Origin of the sequence: Croceibacterium sp. TMG7-5b_MA50 (assembly GCF_039830145.1) — a bacterium.
Classification (GTDB): domain Bacteria; phylum Pseudomonadota; class Alphaproteobacteria; order Sphingomonadales; family Sphingomonadaceae; genus Croceibacterium.
In genome coordinates this window covers 2,162,667-2,177,961 of sequence record NZ_CP156082.1, presented here as the reverse complement: position 1 = coordinate 2,177,961, position 15,295 = coordinate 2,162,667, and the positions used below count along the sequence as shown (strand labels likewise).

At 67.3% G+C, this 15,295-nt stretch carries 8 protein-coding genes and 1 tRNA gene; 1 reads left to right on the top strand and 8 read right to left on the bottom strand.

Features of this window, described 5'->3' with window-relative positions; translation table 11 throughout:
* Positions 1 to 50: 50 nt before the first annotated feature.
* A tRNA-Gly gene (locus V5740_RS10330) sits at positions 51 to 124 on the top strand.
* 6 nt (positions 125 to 130) lie between these two features.
* Here V5740_RS10330 and V5740_RS10325 read toward each other — a convergent pair.
* The 8 genes from V5740_RS10325 to V5740_RS10290 all read right to left on the bottom strand — a co-directional run bounded on the left by V5740_RS10325 (position 131) and on the right by V5740_RS10290 (position 15,169).
* On the bottom strand, positions 131 to 2,116 hold the full coding sequence (locus tag V5740_RS10325) for a glycoside hydrolase domain-containing protein (protein ID WP_347302398.1): 1,986 nt from the start codon (positions 2,114 to 2,116) through the stop codon (positions 131 to 133).
* Positions 2,113 to 3,381 carry a YdcF family protein gene (locus V5740_RS10320; protein ID WP_347302397.1) on the bottom strand — a complete coding sequence of 423 codons (1,269 nt, stop codon included), beginning with the start codon at positions 3,379 to 3,381 and terminating at the stop codon, positions 2,113 to 2,115. Before V5740_RS10320 ends, V5740_RS10325 begins: the two co-directional genes overlap by 4 nt.
* Before the next feature lie 3 nt (positions 3,382 to 3,384).
* A complete protein-coding gene (locus V5740_RS10315) occupies positions 3,385 to 5,922 on the bottom strand; it encodes a TonB-dependent receptor (RefSeq protein ID WP_347302396.1) in 2,538 nt (845 codons plus the stop codon).
* A 115-nt stretch (positions 5,923 to 6,037) separates the two neighbouring features.
* A complete protein-coding gene (locus V5740_RS10310) occupies positions 6,038 to 7,693 on the bottom strand; it encodes an alkaline phosphatase D family protein (RefSeq protein ID WP_347302395.1) in 1,656 nt (551 codons plus the stop codon).
* 14 nt (positions 7,694 to 7,707) lie between these two features.
* On the bottom strand, positions 7,708 to 10,080 hold the full coding sequence (locus V5740_RS10305; protein ID WP_347302394.1) for a TonB-dependent receptor: 2,373 nt from the start codon (positions 10,078 to 10,080) through the stop codon (positions 7,708 to 7,710).
* A gap of 97 nt (positions 10,081 to 10,177) precedes the next feature.
* Complete coding sequence (locus V5740_RS10300) at positions 10,178 to 11,170, bottom strand: family 43 glycosylhydrolase (RefSeq protein ID WP_347302393.1); 993 nt, start codon at positions 11,168 to 11,170, stop codon at positions 10,178 to 10,180.
* Positions 11,170 to 12,309 (bottom strand): cellulase family glycosylhydrolase, encoded by a 1,140-nt coding sequence (locus V5740_RS10295; protein WP_347302392.1) that lies wholly within the window; start codon positions 12,307 to 12,309, stop codon positions 11,170 to 11,172. Before V5740_RS10295 ends, V5740_RS10300 begins: the two co-directional genes overlap by 1 nt.
* A gap of 70 nt (positions 12,310 to 12,379) precedes the next feature.
* On the bottom strand, positions 12,380 to 15,169 hold the full coding sequence (locus V5740_RS10290) for a TonB-dependent receptor (RefSeq protein ID WP_347302391.1): 2,790 nt from the start codon (positions 15,167 to 15,169) through the stop codon (positions 12,380 to 12,382).
* Positions 15,170 to 15,295: the final 126 nt, after the last annotated feature.

Below are 15,295 nucleotides of genomic sequence, written 5' to 3'. Positions count from 1 at the left end.
GCAGGTGCTTGCCCTGACGGCAGACAGGTGGCATCTGCGCAGGTGAGCGGGCGGGTATAGCTTAGTGGTAAAGCTCCAGCCTTCCAAGCTGGCTATGCGGGTTCGATTCCCGCTACCCGCTCCACCTTCCTCACTTCTCCCCAACCAGCTCGGCATGGTCGATGAAGCGTGTGGTCACCGCGCGATCGTTTACCAGCAACCCGTCTGAGGCCGCACGGCCGAAGCGGATCGGCTCGGCATCGACCGGACGCAGTGTGGCCGCCGGCGTGTGGGGTGTGGTGGCGAGGTAGCGCGGCTCCCCCGGCGTCAGCGGATAGAGGCCCAGCATCGCCCAGACATACCAGGCGGTCATCGTGCCTGCATCGTCGTCCATTCCGTCGGCAAATCCCTGTGGCGCCAGCGCGAAGCTGTGGCCGACCCACGGCTGGGGCCGCACGCCCGCATTGGTGTAGCGGTGCGGCACCGGGCGCGTGAGGTATCGGTCGACGATCCGCGCCGTCTCCTGCGGGCGGTCGGCCCACGCGAACAGGTAGGGGACGTGGATGTCCGGCTGGTTGGTCATGTTGAACAGGTTGCGGGCGAAGAACTGCTCCAGCTCCGGCAGGAAGCGGGGGCCGAGCGTCTCGGCGAGCCAAGGCAGGTCGAACACCGGGGCCCAGCGATACTGCGCCAGCGTGCCCTGATACAGCCCGCGAGCCTTTACGATGTCGGCGTCATCGCCCAAGTCGCGGAAGGTCTGCCGCCACATCTCGCGGTAGGACAGCGCCTGTCGACGGAAACGGTCGGCAACATCCTGCTGCCCGAGATCGGCGGCGAGTTCGGCGATGGCCCAGTCGTCATACGCGGCCTCGATCTGCTCGTCGGGCGTGGCGCGGGCCAGCGTCGCGCTCTCGGCGATCATGCCGGCGAGCGCCGCCTCGGCATCGAAATCGGTGATCCCTTTGCGCCAAAAATCGAGCAGCACGATGCCGGCATGTTCGGTGCGCACGGACAGGAACGGTTCGGTCGAGGTCGACCAGCGCTGCTTGCCTGACTGGTACAGTCGCACCAGCGAGCGGGCGATGGCGCCCGCGCGCGGTGGATCAATCAGGGCCAGCAACGGCAGCTGGGTGCGGTAATTGTCCCATAGCGCCCAGCTAGTGTAGTGCTGCTCGCCCGCCGGCAGCTGCGCGACCTGCCCGTCGCTTCCACGATAGCGCCCGTCCGGGTCAGCGATCGCCACCGGCGTCTGCATCACCCGGTACAGCGAAGTATAGAACAGCGCCTGTTGCCGGCGGTCACCGGTGATCGTCAGCCGGCCGAGCTCCGTGTTCCAAGCCGCCAGCGTGCCCGCGGCGATGCGGTCGAAGGCGCGATCCAGCAGCTCCGCCCGGCGGACATCGGCGGCAGCGGCCGGGTCGATGGAGGAGAGGCCGGTGCGCACCTCCACGGTGTCCCCCGCGGCGACCTGCAGCGACAGCACCGCCTGCCCGTCCGCCCCCGTGCGCCAGGTGCCGTCCGTAGGATGCCCCCGGTGCAGCACGCGGGAGGCGGAGTGGAGGTGGTAGGCGCCCTCGTCGCACACTGTGCCGGCGGAAAAGCTCGCCAGCAGGTCGCCGTTGTCGCTCGCCTGCCAGCTTTGCGCCAGCCGCCTGGAATAGCCCCGGTCGTAGCGGATTGTGACATCGACCGTGCCGGCGCGCGGCACGGTGAAGCGGATCGCGCCCGCGCCGCGCGTGGCGGTTAGTTCGGCGAGGATTCCGGGGCCGTAGCTGACGCGGTAAGCGCCGGCATGTGCCGCCTCGCTCGCCTTGTCCATGCGCTGCGGGGTGGCGTCGCCCGCATAGCCGAGCATGACCCGCACATCGCCGCCTGCCCCGCCGCAGCCGACGCCGACACCGCGCGTGTGGGAGAAGCCGGCGAGCTGATCCGCGGCGAAGTCGTAGCCGGCATGGTTGGCGGGCACCGTATCGGGACCGAGCTGGACCATGCCGTAGGGCGCGACCGCCGCCGGGCTCAGCTGCCCGAAATCGGCCAGCGTGCCGACGAACGGATCGACCAGCAGGCCGGGCGCGTCCTGAGCAGCGACAGGCAGAGGTAGGAAGGCGGCCACTGCCGCGAGCAGGAACAGCCTCATGGATCGAGCGGGTCGGCCGCTTCGACATGGAAGGCAACCGGGTCGGGCAGGAAGGTCAGCGTGAAGCGGGCAGAGTCGGGGTCGGGGTTGGGTCCGATGCGGCCGGGCTGGACCCCCATTTCCGCTAGGCTGCGCTCCTGCAGCAGCGGGCTGCCGATATACTGGATCGTCTGGTGGTCCGACACGATCAGCGCCGGCCGATCCGCCGGGAAGCCTGCCGCCAGCAGCAGCCGCGCCGTGTTCCGGGTGTTGGTGGTGGTGTGGCGGGCATGAGGTTCAATGAGGATGCGATCCGCCGGTACGCCATGTTCGGCGACCAGTATCCGCTTCATCTCTATCGCCTCGTTGAACGGCGTGCGGTTGGGGTGGACGTTGCCGCCCGACACGATGATGAACGGGGCTAGGCCACGGTGGAACAGCGCGGCCGCGATGCGCATGCGGATGTAGGCGAGCACGCCGGTACGCGATTGTGCGTCCTCCGGCCCGTGGCCGAATACCAGCAGCGCGGTGTGATCGTGCCCCGTCCAGTCGAAGCTGTGCACCGCCGCCACGGCGCTGGCGTTCTCGCCGCTGAGCAAGGGGCGGAAGCTGCCGGCCTCCATCCGCTCGTTCATGCGCAGCAGGCCGGTGGCGTAATCCAACGTGGCTGCGAAGAACGGCGCCTCGTCATGCACCAGCGCCGCAGTGGCGACACCGTGGGCGCGCAGCACGGCAGTGAAATCAGCGGAGTTCGCATCGAAGATCATCGCGTCGATCTTCGGATAGCGCGGCTCCGCCCCTTGGCCATAGACGGCGATCACCCGGTTCATCGCCGCCGCCACATCGGCCCAGGCGCGCTGCACCAGTGCCGCATCATCCAGCGCCGAATGGGCCGCGAATCGGCCGGAGGGGCGCATCTGCCCGGTCACCAGCGCGGCGGCGAGGTTCGGGCGGGTGGCGAGTGCGCCCAGTCGCTCGCCGACAATGGCGATCTCCGCCTCCGTCCACAGCCAGGCATCCGTCAGGCAGCGCGGTGCGGAGGTGCAATCCGCTGCGGGCATGCGCGCGGCCCGCGCGGCGGCGATGGCGCGCAAGGTCAGGTCGGCCTGCATCGCCGCCGCCCAGCCGGGCGCAGCCTCCAGCATCGCGAGGAAGGGGAACACCCGCGTCGCAAGCGTGTCGGCGAACGGCGCGGTGTAGCCCGCCGGATCCTGCGCCGCCGTTGACCCGATGGGCATGGCGGCAGCGATGGCGAGACCGAGCAGGAAGGCGGCGGGCTGCCCCATCAATCACCAGCTCCGGCTGAGGATGAAGCGGACATTGCGGCCGAACAGCGGCCGACCATAGATCGCGTCGGACGATCCCTGCCCGCCCAACTGGTCGGTGCGCGGATTGCCCTCCGTCAGGCCGCGGGCATTGGTGATGTTGTCGCCCACCACTTGGAACCGCCATTCGTCCACCGTCAGCGTCGCGCCCAGGCCCAGCGTCTGGTAGGCTGGCAGGCGGGTCCGATTGAACAGGTCGACATAGCGCCGGCCCACCCAGTCGAACCGGCCATACAGCTCCAGCTGTCCCCGGCCGACATCCATCGTGACGGTCGGGCGCAGATTGCCGAAGAACTTGGGTTCGCGGATGATCTGATTGCCGTTCACCGCGCCCGGGTCCGCACCCGCGCTGTTTTCCAGGTTGCGGTATTCCGGCTCCTGGTAAGTGACGGAGCCGACCAGCGCGAACCAGTCCGTCGGGGCGAAGCGCCCATCGACTTCCGCACCCAGCACCTGCGCTTCACCTACGAAGGGCACAGGCTGGTCGTTGCGGCCGGTCTCCGGGTTGAACGCTACGAACGATGCGTTGAACGGGTCGAACTGCGTGTAGAAGCCGGTGGCGTAGAGGTAGTTGCGGCCGAACGCGGCCTTCACGCCGAATTCGTACTGCCGCGCCTTGGTCGGCACGATGTTGGGCTGCGCGCTGGTCACCGTGCCGAGGTTCGGCGGCACTTCCAGCGTGGAGGCGCGGGCATAGACGCCGAGGCTGGGCGTGAAGTCGTAATTCGCGCCCACCGTCCAGTTGGTCGCGCTCGGCTTGAGCTGGTTGGTGATGATCGCCCCGCTGAAGGCGCGGGTGGTGTTGTCAGCCAGCGTCGTGGGGTCGCCCAAATTGGTCGCTTCGGACAGCAGCGCGATGCCGTCCATGTCGTACCATTCCTGGCGGATGCCGGCATCGATCCGCAGCCCATCCGTCACGTCCCACGTGTCGTTGGCGTAGAAGGCGATCATCTTGGCATCGCCATCACCCGAATTAAGCGTTGTGGTGTAGCGCAGCACGCCGTTGTCGGTGACGGAGCCCAGCACCTGGCCGGTTGCCGAATAGGCCAGCAGGTCCAGCGTGCGCGGCCGGCTGCGCAGCTCGATCAGCATGTCCTGGTAAGCGGTCACATTGTCGACGCCGTAGAACGAGGTGTACGTGCCGACGCGCAGATCATGCGAGCCGAAGCCGGTATCGAAACGGCGGGTCACGCTGAGGTCGCCCTGCGCGGAATAGAAGTCCGATTCCACCGCGCGGTACTGACCCGACAGGACCAGGCCTGACGTGGCGTCGGGGTCATAGGGCGTCGCGCCATTGGTACCGGCGATGGCGTAGCGCAGCGAGGCGACCGGGTTCGCCGCGGTGCCGAAGGCGGTGTTGGCGGCAGTGCGGTAACCGGCGGCGAAGGTGTCGGCATCAACCGGGTTGGTGGTGGAATAGAACGCATCGAAGCTGCTCTTACCCGATGTGTAGCCCGCCAGTGCGGACACCAGCCAACCGTCGAAATCCGCCTGCCATTGCAGGCCCACATTGCCGAACCGCATGTGGCGGCCATCTGCGAGGTCGCGCCGCATGCTCTGCACCACGCCCGCGCCGTCACGATACTTGACGTTGACGCCGCGTAACGACGGCGAGCTCAGCGTGCCCTCGTGATAGTCGATATAGGGATCGAGCGAGACCGAGGGATCGCGCGGATCGGCGACGGGGATCGGCAGGTAGAACGAGTTGCGGTCGTTCACATACATGCCGGTGACGCGGACGAAGCCGTTGTCGAGGTCGTGGCGCAGATTGGCGCGGATCTGCCCGCCCTTGTCGCTGGGGAAACCTGCGTCGCGATAGCCGTCATGCTGGCGAATGAAGCCGCCGATGGCGAAGGTGGTGTCGTCCGACAGCGGGCCGGACTGCACCGCATCCAGCCGGTAGAGACCGGTATCGCCGATCGTCACCTGCGCCCGGCCGCGCATCTCGGCCCCGCCGGTGACGGTGATGTTGTTGGCGATGGCCGCGGCATTGCTGGCGAATATCGGGGCGGGGCCGCCGCGCACGATCTCCACCCGCTCCGTCATCAGGTCGAAGCGGTTCATGCCGTCGCCCGAGTTCCAGAACACGCCATCGATCTCGTGATACAGCGGCAGGCCGTCCTGCTGGAAGATCAGGTAGCCACGATCGGTTGGGATGCCGCGCACGCGGGTGATATTCTGCACCTCGCCGCCGGTTGCCTCCACCTGAATGCCGGGTACGGTGCCCAGCAGGTCGGCGACGCTGCGCGGGGCGATGCGCAGCACGTCTTCCTGCCCCAGGGAGTTCACCGCGTAGGACACGTCGAAGCGGCGCTGCGCGCGCGCGGTGCCGGTGACGATGATCTCGCTCTGGTCGCCGCCGGCGGCATCCGCGTCCTCCGCCGTGGCAGTGCCGCTGGCCTGTGTGCTCGCGGTCTGGGCGGCGACGCCGGCCGGCATGGCCAGAACGCAGACGAGCGAAAGCAGCGGGCAGGCGAGGGCCTGCCGGGCGGAAAGGCGCATGGTTGATTTCCCCTGTGGTGTTCGGCGCCGCGCTTAGGTTTGGTTTGCTGCAGAACAATTACATGCCGCCCGCGCCCGCTACGGGGCTGCGGGCGGCGTGCGGCCGGAGGGAAGATCAGGCCGGCATCAGGGGCGCGGCCCGGTCGGCCGCCGCGGTGAAGCTGGCGGTCACCCGTCGTTCGAACGACCGCGCCAGGATGGTCGACACCGCGATGTAATCGGCGCGCGCCTGCACCGGGGTCAGCGTCACCAGCGCGTAGCCCTTGCTGTCCTGGTCGCAGAAGGCGACCTCCTCGTTCGCCGCCTCGATCAGCCGGCCGATGCCGGGCAGCAGCGAGCCGTAGGACGGACTGGTGATCGCGGTGCAGCCGACCTCGATTCCGGCCAGTCGCCCGGCGGCATCGTGCAGGTTGTTGGCCCAGGATGCATGGCTGTCGCCCGCCAGCACCAGCGGGCGTGAGCCGGCGCGGGCGAAGCTGTCGTACAGCCGCTCGCGCGCCGGGGGGTAGCCGTCCCAGCTGTCGAGATTGAACGGCAGCCCGGCGCGGTAGCCGGCGATCGCCTGGCCGATCCGTGCGCGGTACGCCTCCGGCATCTTGGCACTGAGCGCCGCGAACGCCTCTGCACCCAGCTGCGCCTCCAGATCAGGGCCGGCGACGCGGGCCATCACCACCTGGTTGCCCAGCACCTGCCACGGCTTGCCCGCCTGGACGGAGGCGGCGAGCACACCTTCCAGCCATTGCTGCTGCGCGGGGCCGAGCAGTTCGCGCGCCGGCTGCTCGCGCACGGCCAGGAGCGCGGGCACCTGCTCCGCCTCGGGCGTGTCGCCCTTGGGCACGGCCTGCTGGTCGCGCGCCAGCAGCCGCGTTTCCACCATCGCCAGCGTGGCGAGGTCGCCAAATTCAAACGCGCGGTAAATAGCCTCCTGCGGACGACCCGCCTCCGGATTGCGGATCGGCATCCATTCGAAATAGGCCTGCATTGCCGCCGCCTTGCGCGTGGCCCAGTCGCCCTCCGTCTCCGGCTGGTGGTTCTCCGCCCCGCCTAGCCAGCCATCGTTAGTGACCTCGTGATCGTCCCACACGCAGATGAAGGCGGCACGGGCATGGGCCGCCTGCATGTCGGGATCGGCCTTCACCTGCGCATGGCGGCGACGGTAATCATCCAGCGTCACGATCTCGTGCGGCGGGTCGGGCAAGCGGTTCAGCCGCTGGCCGATCTCCGCGCCGTAACCGTCGGCGCCATATTCGTAGATGTAGTCGCCCAGGTGCACGACCACGTCCAGCCGGGGCAGCGCGGCCATGTCGGCATAGGCGTTGAACAGCCCGCCGGGATAGAGCTGGCACGAGGCGACCGCCATCACCAGCTCCTCCACAGCGCCCACCGGCAGGGTGCGGAACCGGCCGGCGGGCGATTGCTCGCCGCCTGGCGCGGTGAAGCGATAATGGTATTCGCGCCCCTGCTGCAGGCCGGTGACGACGACCTTGGCCGTGTGGTCGGCGCTGGCGCGCGCGACTATCTCACCCTGCGCCACCGGCGCGCCATTGGCAGTCTCGGACACGATCCAGCCGAGTGCGACGTCACCGGTGAAGCCGGCTGGTCCGCTCGCCCGCGTCCACAGGACCGCGCCGTCGGCGGCGGGGTCGCCGCTCGCCACGCCATGGGCGAAGGTGATGGCCGGGACCTTGGCTTGCGCTTGGACTGCGCCGGGCACGGCCAGTGCGGTGCCGCTGCCCAGCAGCGCCAATACGCCGCGACGGTTCATGTCCATGGGTCGATGTCCTTTCAGAACAGGCGGGCGGTGGCTTCGATGCCGTAGAAGCGCGGCTCGGCCGGGATGAAGGTGGGGATGCCGAAGCCGCCGCCGGTATTGCCGGCGTCGAGCAGGTAATCGCGATTGAAGGCGTTGCGGATGAAGCCGGCGACCTCGAACCGCTCGTCCGCGAAGCTGACGCCGGCGCGCGCATTGACCAGCGTGACCGGCCCCTGGCTCAGCAATTCGCTGTTGGGCAGTTCGAAATACAGCTTGCTGCGATAGGTGACCGATGGCGTGGCGAACAGGCGCATCCCGTTGCCGAGATCGCGGTCCACCGTAAAGCCGCCTGCCGCCTGCCACTTGGGCTGGAGGCGGAAGCGGGCGCCGGCGAAATTGGCGGCGAAGGCGGCGTCATCGTCGATCTGCGCGTCGATATAGGCGCCGTTGGCGAACAGGCTGAGCCAGTCGGTCGGGCGTACCTGCAGTTCCGCCTCCACGCCCAGATTGCTGGCGGAGCCGGCGCTCTGCGTGAGGCTCGAGCCGTCGGGCTGCGTCACGCTGACCTGGAACCCGTCATAGGTCTGGTAGAACACGCCGAGCGTGCCCGACACATCGGCGGTCGCGAGCTTGGCGCCCGCCTCGTAGTTCCAGACCGTTTCCTCGGGCACCAGCTGCAGGTTGCGGATAGGTGCACCGGCAACGCGGGCGGCGGTGACCTGCACCACGGGCGAGCGGCGTCCTTTCGATACGGTGGCGTAGAAGTTCACCGCGTCCGTCGCGCGAAACAGGATGTTCATCCGCGGCAGCCACGCATCATAGCTTTCCTCCGCCTCGAACACCTGGCCGCCGGTATCGACCTGCCCGGGCACCAGCGACACCGCGAGGCTGGGCAGCGCGGCGAGCAGCTGCGTGCGCAGCGCCGCGGGCAGCAGCGCGACGAGCCGGGGTGCGGGCACGTTCGTGGTGTAGCCCGATCGGCGATCTTCCCACAGGTAGCGCAGACCACCCGTTACCTCGACCCGGCCCATGATGGCGGTAAGGTCCGCGAACACCGAATACGCATCGTTCTGCCCGCGGTTCTCGAAATAGGAGGTATAAGGAAGGTCCGTCAGTCGGCCGCCGGTGAACAGGCCGGTCAGCGCGGTGCCGGGCACCGTGCCGTTGGGGCTCACACAGGGTACGCCCGGCACCGCCGGGTTGCCGGTTTGCGCGGCGACCAGGCAGTTGATGAACACCCCCTCTTCGGTGGAGAAGGGAACGCCCTGGTTGCCGTCTTCGGTGAAGTAGTTCCAGCCGACCGAGCCGCGGAACACGTCGCCGGCATAGGCGAAGCGTCCCTCATGGCTGAACTGCCACCCTTCGGCGAGTTCGGCGAACTCCAGGAACGGCGCGGCGGAGCCGTCGGCGTCGAACACCTCGTCGCTATCGAATTCGCGGTAGCCGTTGACGGTGGTGAAGGCGATCTCGTCATTGAGCTGCCAGGTCAGCGTGCCGTTGAGGTCGTAGACCTCGCGGCGCAGCCCCAGCTCCGCATCGCCCAAATGGTCCGCCGAGTAGGGTGAGCCGCTGAGGTTGGCGGGGCCGAACGGATCGCCCGGCGGCAAGCGACGGCTGATGAACGGCGTACCGCTGTTGCGCTGCCGGTCGAACGTGCCGATCACGTCCAGCGTCACGTCGGCGGATGGGGTGAAACGCAGCGAGGCGCGCACGCCCAGATTGTCGCGGGCATAGAGGTCGTCCTGCGTGTCCGACAGGTTCTCGACATAGCCGTCGCGCTTGCGCCATTCGAAAGCGACGCGCCCGGCGATGAGGTCGTTGCCGGCATTGACGAAGCCGGTCAGCAGCGTCGCGTCGTAATTGCCGTACCCGCCCGTCACCTCGGCCGAGAAGCCGGGGCGCGGACGAGCGGAGACGAGGCTGATCGCGCCGACCGCGCTTGCCGTGCCGAACAGCGTCGCCTGCGGCCCCTTGATGACCTCCACCCGCTCCAGGTCGTAGATCGACTGGTAGCTGCCGCGCGAGCGGGAGATGTCGACGCCGTTATAATACAGCGTGACGCGCGGTCCCTGCTGCGCGGAGCCGGAATCGCTGGTGACGCCGCGGATCACGATGCCGGGATTGTTGGCGCTCTGTTCCTGGATGTTGAGGCCGGGGATGTAGTTCGACAGCTCGTCCAAATCGGTGACGCCCAGTTCCTCGATCCGCTCGCCCGTCACGGCGGAGATGGTGATCGGCACGTCCTGCGCGCGCTGGGCGATCTTCTGCGCGGTGACGATGATGTCGTTGCCGTTGGTCGCGGTGCCCGTGGTGTCCTGCGGCACGCCTGTCGCCTCCTGCGCCGAGAGCGGGGTGGCGACAAGGGTAGTCGTCAGCAGCAGGCAGCAGGCGTGGCGTGGTAACATGGCGGGTCCTTGATGCAGGTAAAATCAAGGAGCGCCGCTAGGGCGTCAGCGTGACTGCGCGGAGTCAGCGCCGTGACAGATCAATGAAATCCGCGCCTTATGGAGCGCCGGGATCGACCGGCACGATGGTGCCGTCCGCGCGGTAACGCAGCGGCGCGATCGCGACCTGCCGCCGGGCGTTGCGATATGGACCATCGCCGGCCTGTCCCTCCCAACGGTGATAGGCGATCATCTCCTGCCCGGTAACAGGATCGGTGAACAGGCTGTGATGGCCCGGCCCCTTGATGGTGCCGGCGCTGGACAGGATCGTGCCGCGATAGGTCCACGGGCCGGTCGCGGATTGCGCGGTGGCGTAGCGCACCGAATAGTCGGATCGATCCCAATGACCCGAGCTGTAGGTGAGGTAATAGGTGCCCGCACGCTCGTGCATCCAGGCGCCTTCCGTGAAGCAGGGTGGCTGGTCCACGGGTACCTCCCGCACGATGCTGACCATGTCCGGCGCCAATTCCCATACTCGGAGCAGCGATCCGTTGCTGCCCCCGGCATAGAGCAGGTGGCGACCCGTAGCGGGATCGGCGAAGACCATCGGATCGATCGCTTCAAATCGGAAGCGGCCCGATCCGGTGGGTTCCATTCCGTCCGTGCATTCCGGCCGAGCGCGGGCGGCGAGGTTGGCGGAGTCCGCGCCGTCCAGCAGGGGGCGGCCGCTGTCGGCACAAGGACCGGCGGGCGTGTCGCACACGGCGACGCCGATCTTGGCGGGCCATGGCTCCTGCGGGCCGACGGAGTAGTAGAAGTAATAGCGCCCGTTCGCCGCCGCCATGTGCGGGGCCCAGAGCTGGCGCTGCTCCGCCGCCGGGATCCAGCCGATCTGGTCCAGGCGGATCAGCGCCGGGCCGCGCTGCCACTGGCCGTCGGCCGAGCGGCGCCATGAATGCAGCGCGCCCTCGCCGCCGGTCGGGTACAGCCAAACCTGCCCGTCGGCTACCAGCGCCGCCGGATCGGCGCCGGCGAAGACGCTGCCATCCGCGGGCACCGTGGCGCAGGCCGGCAGCGTGAGGGTGGCGAGCGCGGCTGCCGCACGCCGCATCAGCGTGTCGCCGACTGCGCGACCTTCGGTTCGGCGGCGAGGCGGCGGATCAGGTCCGTCTCCGCCTGCCGGTACGGGGTGCCATCATTACGGAACACCTCGTGGAACCAGATCGTGGGCTCGTCGAAGGTGTAAGGCTTCTTCCAAGAATCCCACGGCAGGCGCGTCTGGCTCTTGCCGTCGACAAAGCCCCAGTTGATCATGGCGATGTTCATCCGCTTGCCCACCGGCAGCGACCCATCGAAGGTCGATCCGTTGCCACGCGCCATGTATTCGGTGCACAGGACCGGGCGGCCGTAGCTCAGCATCTGGTTGGCGCGGCGTTCGAACTGTTCGGGCCAATTGTAGTCGTGGAAGCTGTTCACGTCCGACTGGCTGACCTGGATTCGCTCCACCGCATCCAGCGTGTCGCGCTTGTCCCAGCTCTCGCCGATCCAGAGGCCGCTGGTCAGCGGCTGAGTGGGATCGGCGGAGCGGGCCCAGGCGAACACGTCGTCCAGCAAGCCGGCGACCAGCCGCGTCTTGTTGGGCGTTTCCGGGTAATTGCCGCCGCCGCCATTGTTGGGTTCGTTCCACACGTCCCAGGCGAGCACGCGCTCGTCATTGGCGAAATGCCCGACGACGTCCTTCACATAGGCTTCCAGCTTGTCGTACTGGCTGCGATCGGCCAGCCGCGCGGCGCCCGGCGCCTGCATCCAACCCGAATTATGGACGCCGGGAATGGGCGGGCGCTGCGGGCCGGAGACAGGGTTCGGGTCCCAGCAGCTGTCGAACAGCACGAACATCGGGCGGATATTGTGCCGCGCGGCGATGGTGAGGAACTCCTCCATCCGCCGCTTCAGCCCCTCCGCGTCATCCTCCCACAGCATGTTATGGAGGTAGACGCGCATCGTGTTCATGCCGATGCCTTGCGCCCAGCCCAGTTCCTGGTCGATCCGCTGCGGGTCCCAGGTTTCCGCCTGCCACATCTCAAACTGGTTGATGGCGCTGGCGGGATTGTAGTTCGCGCCGACCAGCCAGGGCTGCCGGTCGTACCAGCCATGCGCCTCTGCCGGGGTCCACATCTCGCGCGCCTGTGCTGGCGTGCCTGCGATCGCCAAGGTCGCCAAGGCGCCGGCAAGGAACAGTCTGGGTGCCATCGGCTCTCTCCTTTGGGGCGCGCCGGCTCTGCTGGCCGGTCGCGCATTGTTGTTCCGCGTGGGGCTCCGGTCAGAACCGGAAGCGCACGCCCAGCGAATAGGTCCGCTCCAGATAGATGATCTGGCGCGCGAACTCGTCGCCATTGTCGTTGAATTGGCGATAACGCTGCAGCGGATTGCCGAGCACGTTCACCACGTCGAATGCCACTGTGATGTTGGGGATCGGCGTGAAGGTGGTCGAGAAATCGAGCTGGCCGCGTCCCTGCTCCACCAGACCGCGGGTCCGCGGGCTGCCGTCGGTGCCCACATCCAGCGGTTCGATGCTGTAGTAGTTCACGAAGTCGGAACGGTAATTATACGCCAGTCGCGCAGAGAATTTCGGCCGTTCGTACAGGCCGATCAGGTTGTAGGCCCATTTGGACACGCCGTTGAAGCGCAGCTGTTCCCCGACGACATTGGGTGACCCCGCCAGCGCCGTCGCAAGATCGCCGGCAGAATCGATATAGGTCGCATTCGCTTGGATGCCGAACCCGCGCGCCCATTCCGGCAGGCTTTCCAGATCAAGGAAGCTTGTGAAGCCGATCTCGGCCCCCTGGAAGCGGGTATCGCCGGTATTTTCCGGCCGATCGATCCGCACCAGCCCGTAGACCGGATCATTGGCGAAGGTGATCGCGCGCGAGATGAACCCCTGTGCATCGCGCCGGAACAGCGCGCCCGTCAGCGACCCGCTGCGCGAGAAGTACCATTCCAGGCTGATGTCGTAATTGTCGGAGGTGAGCGGCGTCAGGTTCGGATTGCCGCTGACGATCCCGCGCGCCGCGCTGTTGGGATCGTTGGGATTGGGGTTCACCACCGGTGGCCCGACCGTGAGCGTCGGATTGAGATCGAAGAAATTCGGCCGGGTGCGCGTCTGCGTGTAGGCGAGCCGTAATTGCAGCTCATCCGTGAAGGCGATCCGCGCGCTGACATTGGGCAGGTAATCGGTGTACTCGTTCTCGGCCGTGATCGGCGTAAATACGGGGTTCGCCGGATCGGTCTCGTCCCGCTGGAAGCCGGTGATGCGCGTTTCGGTGCGCACCGCGCGCAGGCCGACCACGCCATCCACCAGCATGTCGCCGGGCAGGTCGAAGCCGTACTTGAACTGGCCATACGCGGCATACGCCTTCTCGTTGGCGGTGAAGTTCTCTGTCGGGTTGAAGGCCGGGCGTCCTTCCGGCGCACCATAGAATTCGCGCAGATCCACCAGATTATCGCGGATGCTGCTGGTGTTCGCCGCCGCGAAGTAGCGGACGGGGAAGCCGCCACCGAAATCGAAGCCGATAGGATTGTTGGTGAATTCCAGTGGCAGTGAGGAGATCGGCACGCGCGCCGCCTCGTTATTGATGTACGGCGCGCCGCGATCGCGATTGGCATCGCGGTCGTTGAAGCGCACGCCGAAGTCGAGCCGCTGCAGGAAGCCGCCGTCGAACTCGTATTGTGCATCGGCTCGCGCCTGGATGTCCTTGCCGCCGACCTCAAGATATTCCTGGAACAGCCCGCGGCTGATGTAATTGGCCGGGTCGCCCACATTGAAGTTCACGAACTCGAAGCTAGGCCCGCCATCATCGCCCTGTTCGAACTGCACGTTGCGCACGGGCGAACTCGCGAAGGCATAATCGATGTTGACGCCATCCAGCGTGTAGGTGCTGTCGGTATAAGCGACGTCGGCCGACAGGCGCAGCGCATCCCGTTGCCAGATCACGCCGCCACCCACCTGATAGGTGTCGGTCTTGCCGTTGAACGACCCGTAAAATCCGTCGGGCCGGAACGCGCCGGTGACGGTTGCGCTGTTGGCGATGGTTGGATCGCCTTCGCGGGTGGTCAGATTGGTCAGCGTGGTGCCGTCGCCAAAGATCGGGACGAACATGAAGCGATTGAAATCCTTGCCGCGATAACCCTGGAACAGGCCGTCGACATAGATTTCCAGTTCGGGCGTCGGCTTCCACTGGATCGCTGCATTCGCGGACGGACGGAAGCGGTCGCCATAGCCCAGGAACAACGCCTGTGCATCGGGATAGCGGACGCTGGGCCCTGAGCCGCTGGCCGGCGGCGAGGTGCCGATCACCAGCGATTGCTCGCGCGTGGAATCAAGGAAGTTTAGCCCGACATAGGACGCGTTCACCAGCACGCCGATCTCGCCGATGCCGGTGTCCCAGCGATTGCTGACCAGCAGGTTGCCATTCCACGACAGCTTGTCCGACTGGTCCCAGTCGACCCCGTTCAGCGATCCTGACAACTCGAATCCGGCGAAATCGAACGGGCGGCGGCCACGCACGTTCACCTGCCCACCGATACCGCCCTCCACCAGATTGGCAGTGGGCGACTTGAACACCTCCAGCGCGGCCACGGTGCCGGCCGGGAAATCCTGGATCTGGACGAAGCGCCCTTCCGCCGTGAAGATCTCCCGCCCGTTATAGGTGGTGCTGATATCGGGCAGGCCGCGTACGGTGACGCCGGCGGATTCGCCGCCACCCCGACTGACGGTCACGCCCGACACGCGGGCAAGCGCGGAGGAGGCGAAGGTGTCGGGCAGTTTGCCGATATCCTCCGCCACGATGGCATCGACGAATGCATCCGAATTGCGCTTGATCTCGGCCGCGGATTCCAGGCTGCGGCGCAGGCCGGTAACGATGATCTGGTCGCCTTCGGCCACCGGCTGACCCGGTGGATTGGCGGGCACCTGGTCGGTGGGATCGGGCGTGCCGGTGGCGGTGGTGCCCTGGCCTGCAGGCGGTACCTGCACGCCCTGAGCCAATGCGTGCGTATTACCGGCGAGGATCGCCAATGCAGACGCGGTGACGCGGAAAAGTGACTTCCTCATGCGTCGTTCTCCCCTGTCGCGGGCCATTGTGGCCTCTACGGGCGGCATGCGCCGCTCTTGTAAGATAAAGCTAGGACTGACCCGATTGGTTAGCAAGGACTTAGCGGGCGTGCCGCAGCGGCCCGG

What these genes read in the sequence shown, in the direction of transcription:
- V5740_RS10325 (WP_347302398.1), bottom strand. Translation starts at nt 2,116, where the DNA reads ATGAGGCTGTTCCTGCTCGCGGCAGTGGCCGCCTTCCTACCTCTGCCT.
- V5740_RS10320 (WP_347302397.1), bottom strand. Translation starts at nt 3,381, where the DNA reads ATGGGGCAGCCCGCCGCCTTCCTGCTCGGTCTCGCCATCGCTGCCGCC.
- V5740_RS10315 (WP_347302396.1), bottom strand. Translation starts at nt 5,922, where the DNA reads ATGCGCCTTTCCGCCCGGCAGGCCCTCGCCTGCCCGCTGCTTTCGCTC.
- V5740_RS10310 (WP_347302395.1), bottom strand. Translation starts at nt 7,693, where the DNA reads ATGGACATGAACCGTCGCGGCGTATTGGCGCTGCTGGGCAGCGGCACC.
- V5740_RS10305 (WP_347302394.1), bottom strand. Translation starts at nt 10,080, where the DNA reads ATGTTACCACGCCACGCCTGCTGCCTGCTGCTGACGACTACCCTTGTC.
- V5740_RS10300 (WP_347302393.1), bottom strand. Translation starts at nt 11,170, where the DNA reads ATGCGGCGTGCGGCAGCCGCGCTCGCCACCCTCACGCTGCCGGCCTGC.
- V5740_RS10295 (WP_347302392.1), bottom strand. Translation starts at nt 12,309, where the DNA reads ATGGCACCCAGACTGTTCCTTGCCGGCGCCTTGGCGACCTTGGCGATC.
- V5740_RS10290 (WP_347302391.1), bottom strand. Translation starts at nt 15,169, where the DNA reads ATGAGGAAGTCACTTTTCCGCGTCACCGCGTCTGCATTGGCGATCCTC.